This window comes from Abiotrophia defectiva ATCC 49176 (assembly GCF_037041345.1).
GTDB lineage: Bacteria > Bacillota > Bacilli > Lactobacillales > Aerococcaceae > Abiotrophia.
Genome location: NZ_CP146287.1, coordinates 938,130 through 960,836, shown reverse-complemented (window position 1 = coordinate 960,836; position 22,707 = coordinate 938,130). Strand labels below are relative to the sequence as shown.

General features: G+C 45.4%; 17 protein-coding genes. 1 reads left to right on the top strand and 16 read right to left on the bottom strand.

The genetic code is table 11. The annotated features are described in order from the left end of the window. Nucleotides 1-5: 5 nt before the first annotated feature. From V7R82_RS04520 to V7R82_RS04495, 6 genes are all read right to left on the bottom strand, one after another. Nucleotides 6-992 (bottom strand): PhoH family protein, encoded by a 987-nt coding sequence (locus V7R82_RS04520; RefSeq protein ID WP_023392036.1) that lies wholly within the window; start codon nt 990-992, stop codon nt 6-8. A 164-nt stretch (nt 993-1,156) separates the two neighbouring features. After that, nucleotides 1,157-1,600, bottom strand: a complete 444-nt coding sequence (locus V7R82_RS04515; protein ID WP_338543649.1) for a GatB/YqeY domain-containing protein — start codon at nt 1,598-1,600, stop codon at nt 1,157-1,159. After that, on the bottom strand, nt 1,600-1,989 hold the full coding sequence (locus V7R82_RS04510; protein ID WP_070755650.1) for a RidA family protein: 390 nt from the start codon (nt 1,987-1,989) through the stop codon (nt 1,600-1,602). Before V7R82_RS04510 ends, V7R82_RS04515 begins: the two co-directional genes overlap by 1 nt. Before the next feature lie 12 nt (nt 1,990-2,001). Further along, nucleotides 2,002-3,204 carry a MalY/PatB family protein gene (locus V7R82_RS04505; RefSeq protein ID WP_338543646.1) on the bottom strand — a complete coding sequence of 401 codons (1,203 nt, stop codon included), beginning with the start codon at nt 3,202-3,204 and terminating at the stop codon, nt 2,002-2,004. A gap of 142 nt (nt 3,205-3,346) precedes the next feature. Further along, nucleotides 3,347-3,520, bottom strand: a complete 174-nt coding sequence (gene rpsU / locus V7R82_RS04500; protein WP_035364261.1) for a 30S ribosomal protein S21 — start codon at nt 3,518-3,520, stop codon at nt 3,347-3,349. 138 nt (nt 3,521-3,658) lie between these two features. Beyond that, nucleotides 3,659-4,174 carry a Fur family transcriptional regulator gene (locus V7R82_RS04495; RefSeq protein ID WP_422388389.1) on the bottom strand — a complete coding sequence of 172 codons (516 nt, stop codon included), beginning with the start codon at nt 4,172-4,174 and terminating at the stop codon, nt 3,659-3,661. Between the two features lie 60 nt (nt 4,175-4,234). Here V7R82_RS04495 and V7R82_RS04490 point away from each other — a divergent pair, with 60 nt between their 5' ends. Next, a complete protein-coding gene (locus V7R82_RS04490; protein ID WP_306486957.1) occupies nt 4,235-5,062 on the top strand; it encodes a pyruvate, water dikinase regulatory protein in 828 nt (275 codons plus the stop codon). Between the two features lie 45 nt (nt 5,063-5,107). On the opposite strand, the gene aspS is transcribed toward V7R82_RS04490, so the two are convergent. The 10 genes from aspS to rseP all read right to left on the bottom strand — a co-directional run bounded on the left by aspS (nt 5,108) and on the right by rseP (nt 22,645). Beyond that, entirely contained in the window at nt 5,108-6,874 is a 1,767-nt protein-coding gene (gene aspS, locus V7R82_RS04485) for an aspartate--tRNA ligase (RefSeq protein ID WP_338543641.1), read from the bottom strand. Continuing rightward, nucleotides 6,874-8,202: a histidine--tRNA ligase gene (hisS, locus tag V7R82_RS04480; protein WP_338543640.1), complete on the bottom strand. Its 1,329-nt coding sequence runs from the start codon at nt 8,200-8,202 to the stop codon at nt 6,874-6,876. The genes aspS and hisS overlap by 1 nt, the downstream gene beginning before the upstream one ends. 311 nt (nt 8,203-8,513) lie before the next feature. After that, nucleotides 8,514-9,890, bottom strand: coding sequence for an N-acetylmuramoyl-L-alanine amidase (locus V7R82_RS04475; protein WP_338543639.1), 1,377 nt, complete (start codon nt 9,888-9,890; stop codon nt 8,514-8,516). A 169-nt stretch (nt 9,891-10,059) separates the two neighbouring features. Further along, entirely contained in the window at nt 10,060-10,212 is a 153-nt protein-coding gene (rpmG, locus tag V7R82_RS04470; protein ID WP_070755656.1) for a 50S ribosomal protein L33, read from the bottom strand. A gap of 158 nt (nt 10,213-10,370) precedes the next feature. Then, nucleotides 10,371-11,414, bottom strand: coding sequence for a serine hydrolase (locus tag V7R82_RS04465; RefSeq protein WP_338543637.1), 1,044 nt, complete (start codon nt 11,412-11,414; stop codon nt 10,371-10,373). Between the two features lie 48 nt (nt 11,415-11,462). Then, a complete protein-coding gene (locus tag V7R82_RS04460; RefSeq protein WP_338543635.1) occupies nt 11,463-12,665 on the bottom strand; it encodes a hypothetical protein in 1,203 nt (400 codons plus the stop codon). A gap of 115 nt (nt 12,666-12,780) precedes the next feature. Further along, nucleotides 12,781-14,223: a YSIRK-type signal peptide-containing protein gene (locus V7R82_RS04455; protein ID WP_306486962.1), complete on the bottom strand. Its 1,443-nt coding sequence runs from the start codon at nt 14,221-14,223 to the stop codon at nt 12,781-12,783. A gap of 168 nt (nt 14,224-14,391) precedes the next feature. Beyond that, the gene (locus V7R82_RS04450; RefSeq protein ID WP_338543632.1) at nt 14,392-16,413 is read right to left on the bottom strand and encodes an SEC10/PgrA surface exclusion domain-containing protein; all 2,022 of its coding nucleotides are present in this window, start codon (nt 16,411-16,413) and stop codon (nt 14,392-14,394) included. A 536-nt stretch (nt 16,414-16,949) separates the two neighbouring features. Then, nucleotides 16,950-21,257, bottom strand: a complete 4,308-nt coding sequence (locus V7R82_RS04445) for a PolC-type DNA polymerase III (RefSeq protein ID WP_338543631.1) — start codon at nt 21,255-21,257, stop codon at nt 16,950-16,952. Nucleotides 21,258-21,376: 119 nt separating this feature from the next. After that, the gene (gene rseP, locus V7R82_RS04440; protein ID WP_338543629.1) at nt 21,377-22,645 is read right to left on the bottom strand and encodes an RIP metalloprotease RseP; all 1,269 of its coding nucleotides are present in this window, start codon (nt 22,643-22,645) and stop codon (nt 21,377-21,379) included. Nucleotides 22,646-22,707 lie beyond the last annotated feature (62 nt).

Here is a 22,707-nt window from a genome sequence, read left to right as displayed (position 1 = left end):
ATCACCTACACTTCGCCCATGTTCTCATCGGGCAATTTGCGACTGTATGCCTTGATAATATCTGCCACTACAGGGTGGCGCACCACATCGAAGGCATCAAAGGTCACAAATTGGATGCGATCAATTCCCTTAAGCTTACTTTGGGCATCAACCAAACCTGATTTTACCCCTTTTGGCAAGTCGATTTGCGTTCTGTCCCCATTAATAATCATCTTAGAGCCGAAGCCTAAACGGGTGAGGAACATTTTCATTTGGGCAATGGTGGTATTTTGAGCCTCATCTAAGATAACAAAGGCATCATCCAAGGTACGGCCCCGCATATAAGCCAGAGGTGCAATCTCAATGACGCCACGTTCCATCAGGCGGTTGGTTTGTTCTGCCCCATAGATCGTATAGAGCGCATCATAGACTGGACGCAAATATGGGTCCACCTTTTCCTTAAGGTCACCTGGCAAGAAGCCCAGGCTCTCCCCTGCTTCTACTGCTGGCCGCGTTAAGATAATCTTCTTCACTCGCCCTTCCTTCAAGGCTTGAACCGCTAGCACCACGGCCAAGAAGGTCTTCCCTGTCCCCGCAGGCCCAATGCCGAAAACCACGTCCTGTTTGGCAATAGCGCGTGTATATTGTAACTGACCAAAGTTCTTAACCCGGATGGCCCGGCCATCTGCTGCTCGGCCAATGACTTCCTCATAGAGATTGAGGAAGTAATCCAAGGTATTGTTCTGGGCCATTTTAATCGCCGTCACAATGTCCATGGTGTGTGGCGTAATATGGCGTTCTAGCAATTGCACTAATTGGTTAACAACCTCTAGTGTCAACTCAACAGCTGCTTGACGACCAGTAATAGTTAGTTGCTCACCACGCGTCGTGATAAGCACTTCAAAGTGTTCTTCAAGTAATTGAATATGGTGATCTTGATTGCCCAAAATGGCTAAAAGCCAATCCGGATTGGAAATAATTAATGTCTGACTATATGGGTGTTGTTCCGTCATAAGCAATCCCTCTCTTCTTCACGTCTCAGACGACGTCAGGCTAGATACTAGTGGACACACTAGGCTGATTCTATTATACCTTGTCTTGGACTAAAAGTCATGATTTGTGCCATTTTTGCGCCTTAAAACAAAAAAACAGGAGCACAGCTCCTGTTAACTAAAACTTAGCCTAAAAGACGTTTAACTGTCTCATTGATGGCTTTACCTTCTGCTTGGCCCTTAAGGCTGCTGGCAGCTAATCCCATGACCTTGCCGAAGTCTGCCTTGCTAGTAGCTCCAACTTGCGCCATAATCTCACGAATCTTGGCCTCTAAAGCCTCAGCGCTTAGCTGTTCTGGCAAGTATTTTTGGACAATAACAATTTCGTCCTGGGTAGCAGACACCAAATCCTCGCGATCTGCTTTCTTAAATTCAGCCAGGGAATCACGACGTTGCTTGAGTTCCCGAGAAATAATGGTAATCTCTTGGTCTTGACTAAGTGGCTCATGCTGCTCTAGCGCCTCTTTCTGGAGCGCTGCCTTGAGCATGCGCAAGACCTTAAGGCTGTCTTTGTCCTTGGCCTTCATGGCAGTTTTAATATCTTGATTAATCCGTTCTGTTAAAGTCATTAGACTTCCTCCTTATAGGCTACCAATTCGATTTCAATACCAGCATTGAGCGGAAGTTTCCCCACTTGAAAGGCTGATCGAGCTGGATAGTGGTCTTGGCTAAAGTATTGGCCATAGACCCCATTGACTGTTGCAAAGTCGGCAATGTCATTGAGGAAAACAGTCGTCTTAACCACATGGTCAAAGGTCATGCCCTTTTCAGCTAATAAGGCTTTAAGGTTGGCAAATACTTGATGGGTTTGATCCCCGATAGTAGCTGGCATATTACCAGACACAGGATCGATTGGCAGTTGACCTGAGGCATAGAGCCAGCCCTTGACATAGCTAGCATGTGAATAAGGTCCTACTGCTTTGGGTAACTTATCTGAAATAATACGTTGGATAGACATAAGTAAACTCCTTTACTCTTGATTTAATCGCTTATTCAAAGCTGAAATGATGCGGTCTGCAGCCTCCGCCACAAAATCTGGATGGGTAGCACAATTGAGACGAACGAAAGTGGCAGTTTGACGGCCAAAGGTCAACCCAAAGTTAACTGCCAGCCCCGCTTCATGAATCATGAAATCCTTAATCTGACTTGCTGGCAAATAGGCCCCAAAATCTATAAAGGTGACATAGGTAGCTTGACGGTCAGGTATGACCAAATCCGGGAAGGCAGCTAATAGGGTTCGGCGTAAGTAGTCATCATTGTAGTCTACTGTTGCATTAAGACCTTCTAACCACTGGCTACCTGATTCATAGGCAGCTTGTGTAGCTAATAATCCCATCAGGGAGTGGCTGGCTTGATGATAAGGTGCCACGCCTCGGTCGTATGCTTGTCCTAATTTTTCATCTGGAATGACCACATGCGAATTAAGCAAACCTGCTAAGTTAAAGGTCTTAGATGGTGAATTTAAAACAATGACTAGGTCACGATAGACGCTTAAGCGGTCATCCAAGGCAGAAACAAAGTGATTGCCTGCCGCTACAAAGTCTTGATGGATTTCGTCAGAAATCAGATAGACTTGATGGCGACGGCAAATGGCTAGGAGCTGCTCCAACTCTTCTAGACTCCAGAGACGGCCTGTTGGATTGTGCGGTGAACAGTGAATGAGTAACTTGACCTCTTCCGCTACAATTTGCTTCTCCAAGGCATCGAAGTCAATTTCATAGCGGTTATTGCGCAATTGCAACTGATAATCCACTAATTTACGGCCCGTGTCTTTAACGGCGCCGTGGAAGGGTGGATAAACAGGCGTCATAATCATGACCCCTTGACCCGACTGGGTCAAGATTTGAACTAGCCAATAAAAGCTGCTGACAACTCCGGGTGAAAAACGAACCCAGTCAGGCTCAATCTCAACGCCAGCTCTTTCTTGCTGCCACTTGATATAGGCTTGATAGTATTCAGGGCAAGGATAGGAATAACCAAAGACACCATGGTCTACCCGCTCATGTAAAACCTTTTGGACTGCCTCAGGCACCTTAAATTCCATATCGGCAATCCACATACCAAGTAAATCAGGGGCTCCAAAAAGCTCTTGACTTAAGTCCCATTTCTTACAGTTACTACCACGACGGTCTGTAAAATACCGTTGGCAAAAATCAGCTACACGTTGATTCATGGTCATCCCACCTTGTCCTAATGATGTTCTTATTATCCCCTTTTCAGGCTAAATTTGCAAGTAAAGTAAAACACCCAATGACCTTGGCCACCGGGTGTTTTAAATCGCTATGTATCGCTATTTATAAGCTAGCGTAATGTTATTAAAACTTACGTTTACGAGCTGCTTCTGATTTCTTCTTACGACGTACAGATGGTTTTTCGTAAAACTCACGTTTACGTGCCTCTCTTAAAGTACCTGTTTTAGAAACGTTACGCTTAAAGCGACGAAGAGCGTCATCTAGAGATTCGTTTTCACGAACGACTGTTTTAGACATGGGTTTCCCTCCCTCCGAGCTTTTAGTAACCTTTCCTAGATAAAGCATCTAAATAAGATTCCTTGTCTATTATAGCCTACTTCTTACCTATTTTTCAATAGGCTTTTTTCATTTTTTAAGGTTTTATTACCATAATTTTCATGATTTACCTTTGCATTGCGCACACTTACCAAAGACATCAAAACGATGCCATTCGATTTCCACTTGCGATAGGTCGGTCTTAACCTGGTCCATAGGACATGCATCCAAGGGGATAGTCCGGCCACACACGGTGCAGATAAAATGGTGATGGTGGTGTCCATGGTCGCAGTTCCAGCAGTTAATACGGAACATTTGCTCGCCATTGTACTCCGTGGCTTCTAAGAGGCCTTCATCCACAAAATCATAAATATTGCGATAAGTCGTATTATAGCTCATAGTCGGATAGTCTTTGGCTAATTGTTGATGAATATACTTGGCGCTCAGATAGCGTTGATTTTCCGCAAATAAATGCAGAATCTCCTGACGCTTCTTGGTCATTTTATAGCCAGCTGCTTTTAACTGTGCCATGCCACGGTTAACAATTTCATCAACTGACATGTCTTCAGTCTCTTGATGGTCATGCGACTGACAGTGTTGATGCCCATGGCAATCATGATGGTGATGATCAACCATATACAAGCCCCCTTCAAATATGCTATGATGTAAGTGATTAAGAATTGGAGGCGACTCACCATGGAAGACACACGTCCAACTTTACACTACTTTATTATTTCGGATGCGATTGGAGAAACTGCTCAAAAGGTTGCGCAGTCATCCCTTGTTCAATATCCGTCAGCACATAAAGTATGTCACAAATACAACTTTATTTCAAATATAAACGATTTGGATATTGCCCTAGAAGATGCAGCTGCCCATGATGGTTTAATCTTTATGACCATGATTAATAACGAGATGGCAGCCTATGCTGAACGCTTTTTCAACAAGCACCAGCTGACCTACTACAATCTCATTCAACCGATTGTAGACGAAATTGGCTATCGGATTAACATGAAACCAACCAAGATTATTGGGGCCCAACACGAGCTATCTGACCGCTATTTCGACAAGATTCGGGCCATGGAATACTGTATGTCTTTTGATGACGGTAAGGACCCTAAAGGGTTCGAAGAAGCCGATATCATCCTACTGGGTGTCTCCCGTACAGGTAAGACGCCTCTCTCCATGTACCTGGCCATGTTAGGTTACAAGGCAGCTAACCTGCCACTAATTCCAGAAAATGAATTACCAGAAATTCTCTTCAAGTTAGACCCTAACAAGATTGTCGGACTGACTAACCGTGTAGAAGTTATTAACCAACACCGGGATGCCCGCATGCGGGAATATGGCATCACCAGTCCAACTAAGTACGCCTCCTTCGATCGCATTCAGGAAGAATTTGACTTTGCCCAAGAAGTTTATAAACGCATTGGTTGCCAAACCCTAGACGTTTCCCAACGTAGCATTGAAGAATCTGCTGCCATTATCCTCAAGATGCTAGACCTACACAAGCATGAAAACTAAGGCAAAATGCCCTGACAGAACATTCTGTCAGGGCGTTTTTTATGCTTATTCTGCCTCTACTTGGAGATGTAACTCTTGTAATTGAGCACTCGCAACATCACTTGGAGCCTGGATAAAGGTATCCACCCCACGACCATTCTTAGGAAAGGCAATGACTTCCCGGATGTTTGGCTCTTTGGCTAAGAGCATAACCAAACGGTCTAGACCGAGTGCCAAACCACCATGTGGCGGGAAGCCGTAGTCTAAGGCATCCAAGAGGAAGCCAAATTGACTTTGTGCTTCTTCTGGTGTGAAACCAAGCAAGTCGAACATTTGCTCTTGCATGGCACGGGTGTGAATCCGGATGGAGCCCCCACCAATCTCATAGCCGTTAAGCACGATGTCATAGGCCTGCGCCAGGGCTTGATCTGGATTGGCCTTAAGGGCTTCTAAATCAAGGTTTTGTGGCGAAGTAAATGGGTGGTGGGCTGCGAAGTAGCGCCCTGCTTCTTCGTCATATTCGAAGAGCGGCCAGTCGGTAATCCAGACAAAGGCTAAGGCATCCTCGTCGAAGAGTTGATGAGCTTTAGCTAGGTTAACCCGTAACTCACCGAGAGCGGCTGCAACCACTTGAGGTTTATCCGCTACGAAGAAGAGAATGTCACCAGGTTCCCCTTGGGTCAAGTCTAGAATAGCTTGCGTGTCAGCTGGTTCAGCAAAGAACTTGGCAATTGGACCGTTCAAGCCTTCTTCGGTTACTTTCAACCAAGCAAGGCCTTTGGCACCATATGGTTTGACTACTTCTACTAAAGCATCCGCGGTCTTACGAGTGTATGCATCAGCTTGCCCCTTGAGGTTAATTGCCTTAACTTGGCCACCCTCTTTAACCGTATTAGCAAAGACAGAAAATTGACAGTTGGCAGCAAAGTCACTTAAATCCTTCAAGGTCATGTCAAAACGAATATCTGGTTTATCCACCCCATAATGAGCCATGGCGTGGGCATAAGTCATGCTTGGGAAGGCATCAGTCATATCCAGACCTCTGGTAGCTTTGACCACTTCTTTTAGCATTTGTTCCACGATTTCTTGGATGTCGGCTTGGTTTAAGAAGCTAGTTTCTAAGTCAATCTGGGTAAATTCTGGTTGGCGGTCACCCCGCAAGTCTTCATCACGGAAGCAACGCACGATTTGATAGTAACGGTCAAAGCCTGCACCCATCAACAACTGCTTGAATAATTGCGGTGATTGAGGTAAGGCGAAGAACTTACCTGCTTCACGAGTCGCAACCAAGTAGTCACGCGCCCCTTCAGGTGTGGACTTAGTCAAATAAGGTGTCTCAACATCGATAAAGCCTAAATCATCCAAATAGCGACGAATGGCGCTCGTAACTTGGTGGCGCAGGCGTAAGTTAGCTTGCATACGTGGGCGACGAAGATCCAAGAAGCGATGACGCATACGGAGATCATCTTGAATCTCAGCCTCATCGTCTAAGTAGATAGGTGGTGTCTTAGAAGTGGCTAGAATAGTCAACTTCTCAGCCATCAATTCAAAATCACCCGTTGGAATTTTGGCGTTACGCTGTTTCTCATCACGGTATTGCAGCGTCCCCGTCACTTCTAGGACATACTCGCTACGAATACGCTCAGCGTCGGCCATGGCCTCCCCTAAGTGGTCGCCATTGAGCACAACCTGACAGAAACCTTCACGGTCTCTTAAGTCAATAAAGATTAGGCCCCCTAGATCGCGTCGTTTTTGTACCCAACCTTTAAGTGTGACAGTTTGGCCCACTTGTTCTTGGCCGACTTGCCCACAGTACAAACGTTTCGTCGTCATTAAAATTCCCCCTTAAAATACTTATCAATAACTGAGGTATCAACCGTTAACTGGCGATAAGTCCCCATAAAGTCTTCTAATACTTGATCAAGTGGCAGTGTGACTTGCTTGCCACTAGCAGGATGCTTGGCTTGCACGGTCCCGGCTGCTAACTCGTCTTCCCCGATTGTCAAAATCACTTGGGCTTTGAGCTTGTCAGCTTGCTTAAATTGTGCCTTGAGGCCACGATCTAAGTAATCCCGCTCTGCCAACAAGCCTTCTTTACGGGCTGCTTGAACTAGACGCAAGGCCATGATATTGCTTGCCTGGCCTAGGCCCATAACGTAAACGTCGAAAGGTTCAGCTTCAGGCACTTCCACTTCCTGTTGCTTAAGGAGTAGCAAGAGACGTTCTACCCCAATCCCGAATCCAAAACCAGGTGTAGCAGGTCCGCCAAGAGCCTCTACCAGACCATCATAACGGCCACCACCACAGATGGTAGATTTAGCACCAATGGCTTGATCATCTACCATAATCTCAAAAATCGTATCTTGATAGTAATCCAAACCACGAACCACTGATGGATCAACAACATATGGAATTTCTAGGGCCTCTAACATGGCCTTTACGGTCTCGAAGTGTTCCTTGCTTTCTGGGCTGAGGTAGTCTGGAATCTTTGGCGCATTGACAACTAGAGCCGTATCTTCTGGTGCCTTAGAATCTAAAATCCGCATAGGATTGTCAGTCAGGCGACGTTGTGAGTCTGCACTTAACTGGTCAGCCAATGGTGTAAAATAGTCAACTAAGGCTTGACGGTAGCGTGCTCGATCTTGGGCTGAACCCAGGGAGTTAACATAGAGGGTTAAACCTTCAATGCCCAATTCCTGGAAGAAGTCCCATGCCAGAGCGATGGTTTCCGCATCTGTCGCCGGATTGGTCGAACCAAAAACTTCTACCCCAATCTGATTAAATTGACGTTGTCGGCCAGCTTGAGGGCGTTCATATCGGAACATAGACCCCATATAGTAGACTTTGTATGGTTTAGCATGTTCGGGGCCAAAAAGTTTGTTCTCAACAAAGGCCCGAACAACCCCTGCTGTCCCTTCCGGACGTAAGGCGCAATGGCGATCGCCCTTATCCTTAAAGTCATACATTTCCTTGGATACAATCTCCGAAGTATCCCCTGATGAGCGAGCAAATAGCTCATAGGCTTCAAATAAGGGAGTCCGGATTTCTTGGAAATTATAGGTTTCAAAAACTGCGCGGGCAGAATCTTCTATATACTGCCAGATTCGACTTTCTGCTGGCAAGATATCGACTGTGCCCTTCATTCTTTTCACTTGTGCCATGATAAGATCCTCCTAGTAATATTGGTGATGGTGCCCTATAAAAGCAAACACGTCCTATAACCCCTGAGGATTATAGGACGTGTCAAAACGTGGTACCACCTATTCTTCGCATGATTTCAACATGCCTTTGGACCGTAACGGGGTTAGCGGAACAAGTTTTCACTCATTCATCTCGGTAGTGTCTTGAAGGTTTAAATTGTGTCCTTGCAGCCTAGGGAACACTCTCTGAAGCAAAACCTCTACTTGTCTACGTCATCGATTTCTTTGCTTATTTCTCCGTATTTTACCGCGTTTTATTTTCTATGTCAAGCCTATTGTGCTATAGACGAAGATTCTAAATACTGCTCCAGCCCCTTAACAATGGCCTCCGCTACTGCATCATAGTAGCCAGAATTTTGAATCAGTTTCAAGTCGTCTTTATTACTCATGTAACCTAATTCTAAGAGCAGACTTGGCTGATGATTTTCTCTCAAGACATAGTAGTTACCGAAGTGAACCCCATTATTGCCGACGGCTTGATTATTGAGTTGGATTTTAGCTAACTCCGTATTGACTAAATTGGCTAAGGATTCATCTTGGGTATGATAGTAGTAAGTCGTAATCCCCGAAGCGATGTCGCTACTTGCCTCATCAAAGTGAATACTAATAAAGGCATCAACTTTTTCCTGATTAGCTAGCTGAGCTCGCTCTTCAAGGCTGACATCTGTGTCGGTAGTACGGCTCATGATGACAACCGCACCTTGAGCTTCCAGTTTGGCTTTTAAGACATTCGAAGCAGCCAAGGTGACGGCCTTCTCTTGAGCATATGGATCTTGACTAATAGCACCTGGGTCGCTCCCACCGTGGCCCGCATCAATTAAGATGACCGCCCCATTAAGCGAACGAGCAATCGGCCCATCCACATGGTCTTTAGAGGCATCTTCAAAGGCTACAATACGAGACTCTACATAGCCACGTTGACCATTTTGGTCCTCTACATGATAGAATTCTGTCCCGTCGTCGCCATTAACCGTTCCCAGATATTTGAAACGTTGATTAAAGCTTGGGTTGTAGTAAGGCGTGCTCTCAAGATTTGGCTCACTGTGGAAGGCCTGACCTTCTGATCGAACTTGAATATATTGGGCATTGGTAATGTCAATATCCTCAGGCCGAATGGTCTCTTGTTGAGCTTGAATTTGCTCCTTGGTAGAAAGGTTTAAGTCAGCCGTGGCCACATAGCCCGGTTGGTTATTGACAATCAGTTCAGTCCAGCCCTTAGACTCACTCACCACGTCGTATTGGTAACCTTCTGTCAAATCCCGAATCTTGGCACTCGAAGTGGATGCCTTTTGGTAGAAAGGTGTGGTCTTCTTAACTTGAGCCGTCAAGCCCTGGTCAGAAGATAGACTAAGTTGGTCTAATAGCCATTGGGGCAGCCACCCTTCTCGCTGGCGATAGCGAACATTTAGCCAGTTATCCTCTTTCTTAATGACATGTACCACTTGGTCTTTGCTAATAGCACTAATAGCCTTGGAATTGGTATCTGGTGCTTGTCGCAGGGTCACACTGGCATTTTGAATGGTCACCTGACTAGAGGTTTGAACCCAGAAAACCACCAGGCTAGACAGGGTCAGAATGACTAGCAAGACTAGCAAGGGGAAATAGCGTGGTGACCGCATAGCTTGGCCTAATTTATTGATCTTTTGCACTTTATTCCCCCTCCTTTCACTAATGCTAATCTATTATATCAAGCGCTTTCCTCTGTTTTCAACTTATGATTGTGCTTGTCATCTAAACGTAATATAGTTTCTGGACAAATAGTAAGAAAACAGCTCGTAGTCATTACTACGAGCTGTGGCTTGTATCTTATGCCGCGTCTTACTTCTTCACTTCACGGTGTAAAGTTACTTTACGCAATCTTGGGCAGTATTTTTTTACTTCTAAACGATCTGGGTTATTACGTTTGTTTTTGGTAGTTAAGTAATTACGATCGCCGCATTCTGTACATTCTAAGTTAATGTTAACACGCATTGTCACAACCTCCTCAAATCATTTCTTGCTGATACCTCAACAGTACTCAAGTATTATAGCACGAACACTTTATAAATCTCAAGCCTTTTTTGAAAAAACTTGAAATTCTAGAACTGGCTAGCACCTAAGTTCAAGACTAGCTAGCTAAAGCCAGTCTTTTAGTCTTTCATAAGCTCGTAGACTTGCTGACCAATCTCTTGGAGCGGCTTTAACAAGTCGCCATCTCCTGGACCTTCCTGCAACACCACTAATACATAAGCTGATTGATTAGATACCTGTACAATGGCCGCATCATGTTGCAAGCCCTGGGCTGAGTTGGTGCCTGTCTTATTATAGCTGATGACGCCTTGTGGAAGTAACGCAACTAGCCCTTGACGATCTGTTTGTTGGGCTAAGTAATCTAAGAAAATTTGATCTTGCTCTTGCCCTACTAGCTTATGTTGATATAGCTTGGCTAAGAGCTGGCCGACTTCACGCGCACTAGTGAAGTTTTCCCTTCCTTCAGCTATCGCGACCTGGTCCATCATTAAGCGCTGTAAACGAGTATCTTGATAGCCAAGGGACTGAATCTTGGCTTGAACAGCAGATAGGCCACCTAGACGTTCAATAATCAGATTGGTTGCGGTATTATCAGAGTGAATTAACATTTCTAAGGCTAACTCTTCAAGACTATAGGAAGTGCCAGGTTCAGCTGCTTGGAGATTACCTGTCCCGCCGACCTGGTCTTCAGCCGTCATGGTAATCATCTCTTGCCAACTTAAGTGTCCAGCCTTAATTTCCTCTAGCAAGACCTGCATGATGAAGAGTTTGATAATGCTAGCCGACTTGATTGGACCCGACTGATTGACCAAGGCAGTCCCTTGACTACTTGGCGTCACTTCTTGGAAATAATAGGCAAGCTTAGTTGATTTCGTTCCATATAAATCAGAAAATGCTGACTGGACAGCTTGATTCTTATCGGAGAGAGACTCGCTTGGTTCGGATGCGACAGACTGACTGTCCGATGATACAGCAAATTGGCTAGTAGAGGTCTCCGATTCCTGACTAGACACAAGGACTGAACTCGAAACTTCAGGTTTCTTAGGGCTTTGTGTCATGGCTTGATAAAGGAGAAAGCCAAGTCCCAAGAATGCGACCCCAGCGACTAGCATCAAGATGATAATTAAGTATCTACTGTAGTCAGGTTGGCGATTTGATAACATAGTATTTCCTCCCCTTATTACTTAAGGACCAGCTTGTCTGTCAACGTCCTATGGCTTTTTAGACTCTATCTCGAAATAGATTTCCTTATTGGCAAATTCGTTCTTAACCTTTAAGAGCAGATTTTCCCCTTTTGGTGCAGGTAAAATGACATATCCTTTTACACTTCCTCCACCCAGCATATAACGCGATTCATATTGGTCTCTTGCCTTCTTAAATTGGTAGAATCCCTTAAAGACATGGTCTTGACCTTGACTATCCACTAAGGATAAATGACTTTTACTTGGACTGGACTCAAAAAACTTGTCTTCAAGAGTTGGCGCCAAGCTAGACTCCATATGTAAAACCAAAAATTCTTGGTCTGACTTCATATCATCAGCCATGTTTTGGTAATCATCAGGGCTAAGCAAATCCATAGCCTTTTGATTAGCTTGATCTCCACGCCAAGCATTTAAAACTGTTATCCTGTGAGATATAGCGAGGATACCGTAACCACTATCACTAGCCTCATAGGGAACGACGTAGTTAATTGGCTTGGTTTCTGTGAAAGGAACTGGCTTTTCCTTTGTTCCCCATTGTGCTTGTTCAGGAGTTTCTGCTTGGACTTCCTTAGTAGGAACTTTAGTGTCTTGCCCCTTCTCTACTTGGAAGAAAACTCGATCAGATAGGCCATCCTTGGAGTAACTAAAGATAAGTGGAGTATCTTTGGGAACAATTGCGACCAAATAGCCATCATGCTCATTACCAGGATATAAAGTCAACATGTCAAAGGCCAATTCGTCTGGCAAGTCGGCAACATATTCATTTGGAATCCCGCTCCCAGACAAATCGAAGAAAGGATTGATGATACCGGCGTTGGTAAACTCTTCGTGATTTTCATCGCCCGACTTGTAGGCTAGTTTTAGATGCAATAAGAGCAACTCTTGGTCGTCATCCAAAGGCTGACGGTTGGGCTGGTAGGATGGCGCTAGCTGCTGCAATTGATTCTCAGCCTTCTTACCCCGCCAAGATTCAAGGATGGTAAAGGAAAGCTGGCTCTTGGACCCGTCACGAGACTTCTTCTCATAGTCTAAGGCCTCTCCTAAAGGGATGGGATTTTGTCGTGAACCTTTTTCCTTAGAAGAAGATTCATCTTGCCTATTGTTGCCTGTGCTACTGGCCAGATCACTACTTTCGCTAGCCTGAATAAGGGCCAAAGGTTGACTCATGCCTAAACCTAGCAAGGCCAAAAGAATTGCGAATTTTTGCTTCATATCCTATACCTCATTTCGTAGAACTTGGCATCATTATAACAAAGTTGCCACTCATCTACAAGTCATTCTAAAAAAGACTAGAAAGTGCTTGCTCTCTAGTCAGATAATACTTCATTTATCCCTGGCGTCGTCTAATTTCAACTTGTTTGAGGTAGATAAGGCCAGCAGCAGCTGCTACAGCAGAGACACCCCCGAGTAGTAACCAATAGCTTTCATCCTCAGAAGCCGATGATGGTATAGGCTCCGTACTCACACTACTATTCGATTCTGATGAATCAATAGACGCATTATAAGAACTTGCGCTTGAATGAGAAACTTGACTTGAACTCACACTTGCGTTTTCTTCTTTTTCTTCAATTGATTCACCACTCGCTTGTGTTCTTTGGGCCATCACGTTAGCTTTTTCCACCAAGCTCGGTAATTCTCTACGAGGTCTTTGTTCAAGCGGACTAGGCGTTTCATCCTCATTAGGTGACGTTTGATTTGGATCTAGAAGAGGCTTAGGCTCCTCTCCATCTGGTTTAGGATCAGGTTGTGGTAATATAGGATCCATAGGAGATATTGGATCTAATGGAGGCTGTGGCTCCACTGGATCAATAGGTAGAATAGGTTCAGTAGGTCTTGAAGGATCTAAAGGATTGCTAGGATCCGTTGATTGCTTGGGCTCTGACACCTTGCTGGCTGTTAAGAAATTAAGTGTCAAGAAATATTGACTTTCTTGATTTCTGCTTACAATACGCGTCAAACCTAAGCCTAAGAGCGGCTGACGACTAGACCTAGCACTGTCAACACTAAGCAAATAGCGCGCCGGCAGATAAGAATCTGCATGACTTTCAAATAACATTCCGATAATGCCCTGATAGATTGCGCCTTTTACTTGACCAAGATTCTTAGCTTCTGCAAAATCCGTCTTCATTGGCATCCAATATTGATACCAGGCACTATCGTAGGGGCCAAATAGTTCGGATTCCCATTGACCATGAAACCCTTGCTCATTTGCTTGCCAATTCTGTGATTGATAACGATTGGCCAATACTTGGCTGGCTTCTTGAAGAGAAGCATCAACTTGATAAGGCTGATGTCCCCATTTAGCACGCAAAGGATTGACTAAATCAGTCAGCCACTTTGCCAAATGCATTCTCTCTTTATCCTGCAGATTATCAATAGCCAGGGAAGTTTCGGAGTCTAGTTTACTTGGTAGATAGTCAGAATTTTGCTCTAAGCCGCGTTGACTAGCTTCTATCAAGTTTGGCTCATTTTTTAAGAGTTCCTCCTCAGTATATCCTTCAGGCAAACTGATGGATGACCAAGTGTTTTGCTCAGATGACTGCAAATTGTCTGATTGTTCACTCTTATCTACTTGACTGGACACAGCAGGACTTGCTGACATTTCAGACTGTAGGCCGTCTGAAGACTCTTGGCTAGTCACAGATCCTTTCTCTTCTTGAGCGCTAACATGGTGACCATGAGACGTCAGCCAAAGGAAGGATGCTACCGCAACGGACACAAGACCCACACTTAATTTACGGATAGCATAGCGGTTAATTCTGGATTTCATGGGGGTAACCTCCTCACTTATCGCTTCAGTATTCTGTGTCCTATTATAGCAATCTCTTGGCTCAAAACCTACCTAAAATCTGACTTAACACCCAAAATTTACCTTACTGTCATATTATTAACATTATCGACGAAATGAAAAAAGACAGCCTGAGCTGTCTTTTTCAAATTATATTTTACGACGCTTGAATACCAGTAATGCGATACCTGCTATAGCTGTCATAATGGCAGCCCCAAGCACTAGCAGGTTAGAGCTCTCACCAGTGTCTGGCAAGGCCTGTCCTACTGGACTTTGACCATTGTCTTTTGGCGCCATTTCACTTGGCTTATTTGGATCACTAGCCTTGGCCTGACCAAGTCTATCAGCAGTGTCGCTTACTTGACTCGGTTGACTTGGAGTCGTCGGCTGACTCGGTTGGCTCGGAGTCGTTGGTTGACTTGGTTGACTTGGAGTCGTTGGCTGACTCGGTTGACTTGGAGTCGTCGGCTGACTCGGTTGGCTCGGAGTCGTTGGCTGACTCGGCTGACTTGGAGTCGTTGGCTGACTCGGTTGACTTGGAGTCGTTGGCTGACTCGGCTGACTTGGAGTCGTTGGCTGACTCGGTTGGCTCGGAGTCGTTGGCTGACTCGGCTGACTTGGAGTCGTTGGCTGACTCGGCTGACTTGGAGTCGTTGGCTGACTCGGCTGGCTCGGAGTCGTTGGTTGACTTGGTTGACTCGGAGTCGTTGGTTGACTTGGTTGACTTGGAGTCGTTGGCTGACTCGGTTGACTTGGAGTCGTTGGCTGACTCGGTTGGCTTGGAGTCGTTGGTTGACTTGGTTGACTCGGAGTCGTTGGCTGACTCGGTTGGCTTGGAGTCGTTGGCTGACTCGGTTGGCTTGGAGTCGTTGGCTGACTCGGTTGGCTTGGAGTCGTTGGCTGACTCGGTTGGCTTGGAGTCGGTTCGGACGTATAATCATTACCTTGTGTGAACTCGCTAGATCCATCCTTTGGTGCAAACATAGTGTAATACTGAGTACCAAAAGATCTTGCATCGCTTGCACCCGCGCGGTTTGTTGAAATCCCTAAGTAAACATCGTGATTACCAAATGGATTTTCAAAAAGTAAGAAGTTTCTAGCATGTCCAAAATTAGCATGGCTATCATCGAAAAGCATCCAAACGGTTTGGTAGTGGAATTGCTTTTTAAGATCATCCATTGTTGTTGTATTTGGATTAATGGTTGCTAAGTTCTCGCCCCAACCATTGGCAACATTTGCTAAAGCGCGGGAAGTGGCATTCGTATCATGGCTACTTGTCCATGCATACCAATTATCCTCTTTGTAGGCATTGGCAACTTTTTGCGCGGCATTGACAGAGCCTGCATTAACCTTATAGGGTTCTTTCCCGAATTGTTGGCGAATCGGATTAATCAGGTTGGCAACGAAGAGCGAAAGTTCTTTACGTTGTGCTTCCGTTAAATTTGTAACATCAACGATTTCCTTCTTATCAGCTTCGTTAGATTTGTAAGTATTAAGTGCGCGTCCAGGTTTAGCAATTGCGTCAATATGACTGGCACTATAGGCACCTGGCTCAAATAGACTTGGTGTAAAGCCTGGTGGCAAGATAATACGATTTTCTGCCGCGCTATTTGCGTTGGCCAAAGGTTTTACTTCTTCTACCTGATTAGCTGCATTGGCAGCTGCCACTTGATTAGCAACTGTCGCTTCCGCTTCTTTAACGCTTGGAGCTGATTCTTCTGAACTAGCGCTTGCTTCCTCAACACTTGCCTTTGCTTCAGTAGCTTCTGAGCTTAAGTCCTCAGCTGATACTTCTTGCTTAGGTTCATCTTGTGATGCTAGCCCCTCAGATTCCTCCAACTTAGTTAAGTCAGAGGCAACTGATTCCGCTTCTGTTTTAGGCAAATCTTTAGTGACATCTAAATCAGTTTCAGGCGACTTATCAGCCTCAAGGGCTTTGGTGTCAACTTCTAAATCTGATTTAAGATTATCTTCAGTTGGGCTTGCCTCCTTCACTTGAGTAATCTCTGGTGAACTTGCTTTAGCTACTAGAGCTGATTGTTGGTTCAAGTCAGCTGCATTAACAACAGCATTCCCGGAGCCCAAGAACATCAAGGCAGCAACCGCAACTGAGGCAGTTCCCACTTTGAGCTTACGGATCGCATAGCGATATACCGTATTGGTTAGCTTCATTTTAAAACCTCCAATAAATTTTAGTTATGCAAATATTATATCTAGTTTTTTCAGCCATCACAATGCTTCCTGCCCTTAATTCATTTTACTGAAACATTCTTAACACCTGTAAAAAAGCCTATAAATAGCATTTAATCAAGGTTTCCGGACACTTGAAGCAGTCTAAATGCCTATTTAATCTGTAACAAACAGACCTATGCATTGCAATAAATTTGCTTATACAAAAAAGGAGGTGACTAAGTATTTTTATAACAGATTTACGCCTATATAATTAGACATCTAACTAGATAAGCTAAAATTTTCAAACTCCTCCTTTAACGAAATGTAATTTCAATAAGCTAACCTCGATATTGTTTGAACATTTCTATTGTCTGAATGATAAAATATTATGATATAAGATTAGCTATATAGATTGAATATTCACGTATCCTTTACTTATGGTAGCCTGCTTTTTATTACAATCAAGTTTCAGATTTGTAATTGTGTACACAATATCGATTATAAAAAAGCGCCCGCACTATGCGGGCGCTAATTCGTTAAAAGAGACTTAATTGATCTGAGTCAGGCAAGCCATTAAGGACGCCTTGTTCACTTAAGTAATCAAGAATAGTCTTAGAGACCTTGCCACGTTTCTGCAAGTCTTCCTTAGACAGGAACGGTGCTTCCTGGCGAGCCTTAATAATCTGTTGGGCTACGTTGGCACCCAAACCAGGTACGGCCCGGAATGGTGGAATCAGGCTATTGCCCTCAATGATAAAGCGATCGGCATCAGACTTCTCTAGACTGATCATCTGGAAGCTAAGGCCACGCTCCAACATCTCATTAGCCAATTCTAAGACCGTTAAGAGGTTCTTGTCCTTGACCGAAGCATCAAAGCCCTTATCATTGATTTCCTTGATACGACGCTTCACCATTTCCTTCCCTTGGTGCATAGCCACGATGTCAAAGTCATCTGCCCGCACAGAGAAGTAAGCGGCATAGTACATAATAGGCATGTGAACCTTGAAGTAAGCAACCCGCAAGGCCATGAGGACATAGGCAGCTGCATGGGCTTTAGGGAACATATACTTAATCTTCAAACAGGAATCAATATACCATTCAGGCACCTTCTTGGCCCGCATTTCTGCCTGCCAATCCTCTGGAATCCCCTTGCCTTTACGGACGGACTCCATAATCTTGAAGGCTAAGCCGTCCTCTAAACCATAGTATATCAGGGTGACCATAATATCGTCACGACAGCCGATTACTTTAGCAAGAGGCGCAATCTTGTTCTTAATTAACTCTTGGGCATTCCCCAGCCAAACGTCGGTCCCGTGGGAGAGACCAGAAATTTGCAGCAGCTCAGCAAAGGTCGCTGGTTTGGATTCTTCCAACATACCGCGTACGAAGCCTGTCCCGAACTCAGGAATCCCTAGCGTCCCAGTTTTAGAGAAGATTTGCTCTGGTGTTACCCCTAAAACCTCGGGACTAGAAAAGATTTTCATGACATCCGGGTCGGTTGGTGGAATGGTCTTAGGATCTATCCCCGATAAGTCTTGTAACATACGAATAACGGTTGGATCATCGTGCCCCAGAATATCTAACTTGAGAACATTATCGTGAATGGAATGGAAGTCGAAGTGGGTAGTCCGCCATTCGGCTGTCACTTCATCGGCAGGATATTGAATTGGCGTAAAGTCATAGACATCCATATAGTCTGGAATTACGATAATCCCACCCGGGTGCTGACCGGTCGTGCGTTTGACCCCTTCAATTCCTTTCGCTAGACGTTCCTTTTCAGCTTGTGGTAAGAATTGTTGGGCTACTTCCAGATAGCCTTTGACATAACCAAAGGCAGTTCGCTCGGCAACCGTCGAAATGGTTCCTGCCCGATAGACATAGTCCTCCCCAAAGAGTTCCTTGGTGTAGGCGTGGGCGCGCGGTTGATAGGCCCCAGAGAAGTTCAAATCAATATCGGGTACCTTGTCGCCATAGAAGCCAAGGAAGGTTTCGAATGGGATATCCTGCCCATCCTTGTTAAGGGCGTGGCCACAGTGAGGACAGTCTTTGGCTGGCAGGTCATAACCCGAGCCAACCGAACCGTCAGCAATAAACTCCGAATATTGGCAGTTTGGACAATAATAATGTGGAGCTAGAGGGTTGACCTCCGTAATACCCGTCAAGGTCGCCACTAAGGAAGAACCCACCGACCCCCGCGAACCCACTAGGTAGCCGTCAGATACTGACTTGTGGACCAACTTCTGCGAAATCAGATAAATAACGGCAAATCCATTACCAATAATGGACTTGAGTTCCTTTTCAATCCGCTTCTCAACAATCTCAGGCAGAGGATCGCCGTAGAGCTCTCTGGCTCGTTTATAGGAGAGTTCCGTAATCTCTTCATTGGCGCCAGGAATATTTGGCGTATAGAGTTTGTCCTTGATGACTTCAACTTCTTCCACCATATCCGCAATCTTCTGAGGATTGGTGATGACAAGATCATAGGCTTGGTCTCGTCCCATAAAGTCGAATTCTGCCACCATCTCATCTGTCGTACGGAAATGAACAGGCGGCAGATGCAAGGTCCGATTGGCATTAATCTTCATGGAACGCAAGAGAATTTCGCGGTAAATAGCATCCTTAGGTTCCAAGTAGTGGACATCCCCTGTCGCCACTACTAGCTTGTTCTTGTATTGACCCAGTCGCATCATCTCTCTCATGATGGTTTCTAAGTCAGCTTCGCTACGAATTAATTCCGTCTCGATCAAGGGTCCATAGACAGACTTAGGTTGTAGTTCGATGTAATCATAGAAATCTACCAGCTTCTCCGCTTCATCGTAGCCCTTTTGCATCATGGCAGTAAAGACTTCCCCATTGGAACAAGCTGTCCCAACTAAGAGATTGTCCCGATACTTGGTCAACAAGCTGCGTGGAATACGGGGCTCACGGAAGAAGTATTGGACATTAGAGGCTGAAATTAACTTAAAGAGGTCTTTAAGCCCTTCTTGGTTTTTAGCAATCAAGGTGGCATGGAAAGGTCGAGCCTGCTTATAGCTGTCCCCTTTCCCTACTTGCTCGTTGAGCTGGTCATGACGGACCATGCCATATTGTTCTTTGGCTTGATCCAATAGCTTATAGCAGACATAACCAGTTGTCTCAGAGTCGTAAACGGCCCGGTGGTGTTGTTCCAAGGTCACGCCATAATGCTTAGCCAAGATATTCAAACGATGGGAACGCATGTCAGGGTTAACCAAACGTGATAACTCCAGCGTATCAATAACTGGCTGATCAGACACTGGCATACCCAGACGCGCATAGGTCTTATTGAGGAAGCCCATATCAAAGCTCGCATTGTGAGCCACGAGAATGGTATCTTTGGAAAATTTAGCAAAGCGCGCCATGACCTCTTCTTCTGGTGGCGCATCGGCTAACATAGCGTCGGTAATCCCCGTCAATTCGGTAATCATGGCCGACAAAGGATAACCAGGATTGATAAAGGCTTCGAAAGTACCGATAACCTCGCCATCGCGCATTTTAACCGCTGCTAACTCAATGATGCGGTCATAGACAGAAGACAGACCCGTGGTCTCCACGTCAAAGACAACATAGGTCGCCTGATCTAAGTTAATGGCTTGTGGATTATAGGCAATCGGTTCACCGTCATTGACCACATTGGCTTCAATCCCGTAGAGAACCTTAATGCCATGTTTCTTACCTGCTGCATAGGCATCAGGAAAGGCCTGAGCGCCCGCATGGTCGGTAATGGCAATGGCTGAATGGCCCCAGGCAGCTGCTTGAGCAATCAAGTCACCAACCTTGTTGGTGGCATCCATTTGACTCATATTGGAGTGCAGATGCAACTCAATCCGTTTGGCACCGTCTACCCCCTGGTCTTGGCGTGAGGCCTTGGAAATTTTGCGAATACTACGCGGCGAGAAGTCCATCTCTCCTGTAAAGTTATCAGCCTTAAGGCTACCTTCTAGGCGGACCCAATCCCCCTTCTTAAAGAGGCCAAAGGATTCCTTCTTAATGTTACGCCCTGCCATTAGTTTGGCCGTAATAGAGGAAGTATAGTCGGTCACCTTCATAATCATGATCTGGGAACCTGAGCGGAGCTCGCGGACTTCATAGTCGAAAATATAACCTTCAATGATCTGATTAAAGGGATTGTCGTAGACTTCCTGAATCGAAATGGCTGGCGTATCGGGGATGTCCTTACCAATTTGAGGAATGTCGGTGTTCTCTACGACCACCTTGCTTTGTTCTTGGCGTCGTTGTTCTAATTGAGCCAGTTCTTGCCGCTCGCGCTCCACCTCAGAGGCTAGATGTTGTTGAGCCTGAAGCTTAGCCTGCTCGCTGGCCTTATCATCTACCAGATAGACTAGTTCCCAGTCATTCAATTGGTTTTGGGCCAGTTTGAGTTTGAAGGCTTGGTCATAGCGGGTTTTAACCACCTGAACTTGATCTTCAGTCGCCAAGCCAACTTGGATTTGGCCATCCTTGACCTGATAAGTAGCATTAGCCAAAGCGCGCTTAATAAAGCTCGATTCCTGTCCCATTACCCCTAAAATGGATTGCCAGTAATCTAGCATTTGACTCTCATCTAGTTTAGTCGGTGCTTGATAATTCCACCAGACTTCAGTCTTGGCAATGCCCTCGAAGGCTAGACGCATATGGTGCATAAGGGCTTCATAGACGTGGGGATGGAGGCGTTCAACCTGACTTAAGGTAAAATGCCATTCCCCAGACTTAGCATGAACCTTAACCGATTCAATCTGAGTCTGGGCCAGTTGGGCCAGCATGTCTGCGTCCTGCAGCCCAATTTGGTCCAATAGATGTTCAAATAATTGGCGATTCTTGGCCATAAGTTCCCTCCGTCCACGGTGATTTACATACCCTCTTATTATAGCATAAGCCCCCTTTAAAATCACCTGAGGGCCATGCTAAAAAAGAGACCTACCCTCGGTAGATCTCTTACTCAAAATTATGGTTGGAAGAGTCGGCTGATATCATTCCAGGTGACCGCCAGCATAAAGGCCACTAAGATTAGGGCTCCAATAATGGTTAAAATCCCTTCTTTTTCTTGAGATAGGGGCTTGCCTCGCACACCCTCAATGGCATTAAGCACAATCTTACCTCCATCCAAGGCAGGAATTGGTAATAGGTTGAAGGCGCCAATATTGGCTGACAGCAAACCGGTTAGAACTAGCACTGGCATGAAACCCTGAGAAGCTGCTTCAGAGGTAATCTTGGCAATTGCCACGGGCCCACCAAACTGATTGAGGTTGAGGCCACGAAGGAAGATACCCACAATTGCTGCCGCTACACCCGTGATTTGAGACCAAGTTGCGGTGAAGCCATAAGCAATTTTTGCCCAGAGATCTTGAGTCTCTGGTTGCGCTACGCCAATTCGCCCAATCGTTGCTTGATCCACTTGGTCAGCCCGGATAGCAACTGGTAATGTCAAGTCTTGGTCGCCACGATGGACTGAGAAATCTACCGTTTGACCTGGCTTGGATTGAATAGCTTGCACCATTTGACGCCAGTTGGAAACCTTAGTTTGACCAATAGCATCAATCCGGTCACCTGCCTGTAGCCCTGCTTGGGCAGCAGGCGAATCTGGTTCAATATAACCTAAGACATTGGCCTCAACCGGTACACCGCCTGGGCGGACAAAGGCCACTACAACAAAGATTAAAATAGAGAGGATAAAGTTATTCATCGGTCCCGCTACATTGGTCATGAACTTAGCCCATGGCTTAGCGGCGCCATAAGTGACTTGACGCGGTGCCACTTGGATACTAGACCCATCTGCTTCAATGATGCGGGCCTTGTGATCCACTTGATAGGTAACCAAGTCTTGACTGCCCAGCGGTAAGCCTGTAATAGTCATGGCATCCGTTAAATCCAACTGATCCACTTGCACTGGTACTTCGTCTTCAAGGGCCACTTTCGAGGTATTAATGCGGGTCACTAGCCCGGCTTCATTCAAGACAAGGCCTACTTGCATACCGGCTTGAACTGCATCTTGATCCTCACCTAGCCCTGCTAGACGAACATAGCCTCCCAAGGGAATCATGCGAATGGTATAGAGTACGCCGTCCTTGCCCTGATGGCTGAAGAGCTTAGGCCCCATCCCAATGGCAAATTCGCGCACCAGGATACCAGCCTTACGGGCAAAGTAAAAATGGCCGAATTCATGAATACTTACGATCACGGTAAAAACAAGTAAAAATACAATCAATGCTTGCATGGTCAACATCCTTTATCTATTTCAATTCAAAAATTTACTTAACTTAACCTCTTAAATATACC

Coding starts and splice junctions, on each gene's coding strand:
- aspS (WP_338543641.1), bottom strand. CDS start 6,874: ATGACGACGAAACGTTTGTACTGTGGGCAAGTCGGCCAAGAACAAGTG.
- V7R82_RS04515 (WP_338543649.1), bottom strand. CDS start 1,600: ATGACTTTAACAGAACGGATTAATCAAGATATTAAAACTGCCATGAAG.
- V7R82_RS04465 (WP_338543637.1), bottom strand. CDS start 11,414: ATGTTATCAAATCGCCAACCTGACTACAGTAGATACTTAATTATCATC.
- V7R82_RS04510 (WP_070755650.1), bottom strand. CDS start 1,989: ATGTCTATCCAACGTATTATTTCAGATAAGTTACCCAAAGCAGTAGGA.
- V7R82_RS04445 (WP_338543631.1), bottom strand. CDS start 21,257: ATGGCCAAGAATCGCCAATTATTTGAACATCTATTGGACCAAATTGGG.
- V7R82_RS04495 (WP_422388389.1), bottom strand. CDS start 4,174: ATGGTTGATCATCACCATCATGATTGCCATGGGCATCAACACTGTCAG.
- V7R82_RS04455 (WP_306486962.1), bottom strand. CDS start 14,223: ATGAAATCCAGAATTAACCGCTATGCTATCCGTAAATTAAGTGTGGGT.
- rseP (WP_338543629.1), bottom strand. CDS start 22,645: ATGCAAGCATTGATTGTATTTTTACTTGTTTTTACCGTGATCGTAAGT.
- hisS (WP_338543640.1), bottom strand. CDS start 8,202: ATGGCACAAGTGAAAAGAATGAAGGGCACAGTCGATATCTTGCCAGCA.
- rpsU (WP_035364261.1), bottom strand. CDS start 3,520: ATGTCTAAAACAGTCGTTCGTGAAAACGAATCTCTAGATGACGCTCTT.
- V7R82_RS04505 (WP_338543646.1), bottom strand. CDS start 3,204: ATGAATCAACGTGTAGCTGATTTTTGCCAACGGTATTTTACAGACCGT.
- rpmG (WP_070755656.1), bottom strand. CDS start 10,212: ATGCGTGTTAACATTAACTTAGAATGTACAGAATGCGGCGATCGTAAT.
- V7R82_RS04520 (WP_023392036.1), bottom strand. CDS start 992: ATGACGGAACAACACCCATATAGTCAGACATTAATTATTTCCAATCCG.
- V7R82_RS04490 (WP_306486957.1), top strand. CDS start 4,235: ATGGAAGACACACGTCCAACTTTACACTACTTTATTATTTCGGATGCG.
- V7R82_RS04460 (WP_338543635.1), bottom strand. CDS start 12,665: ATGAAGCAAAAATTCGCAATTCTTTTGGCCTTGCTAGGTTTAGGCATG.
- V7R82_RS04450 (WP_338543632.1), bottom strand. CDS start 16,413: ATGAAGCTAACCAATACGGTATATCGCTATGCGATCCGTAAGCTCAAA.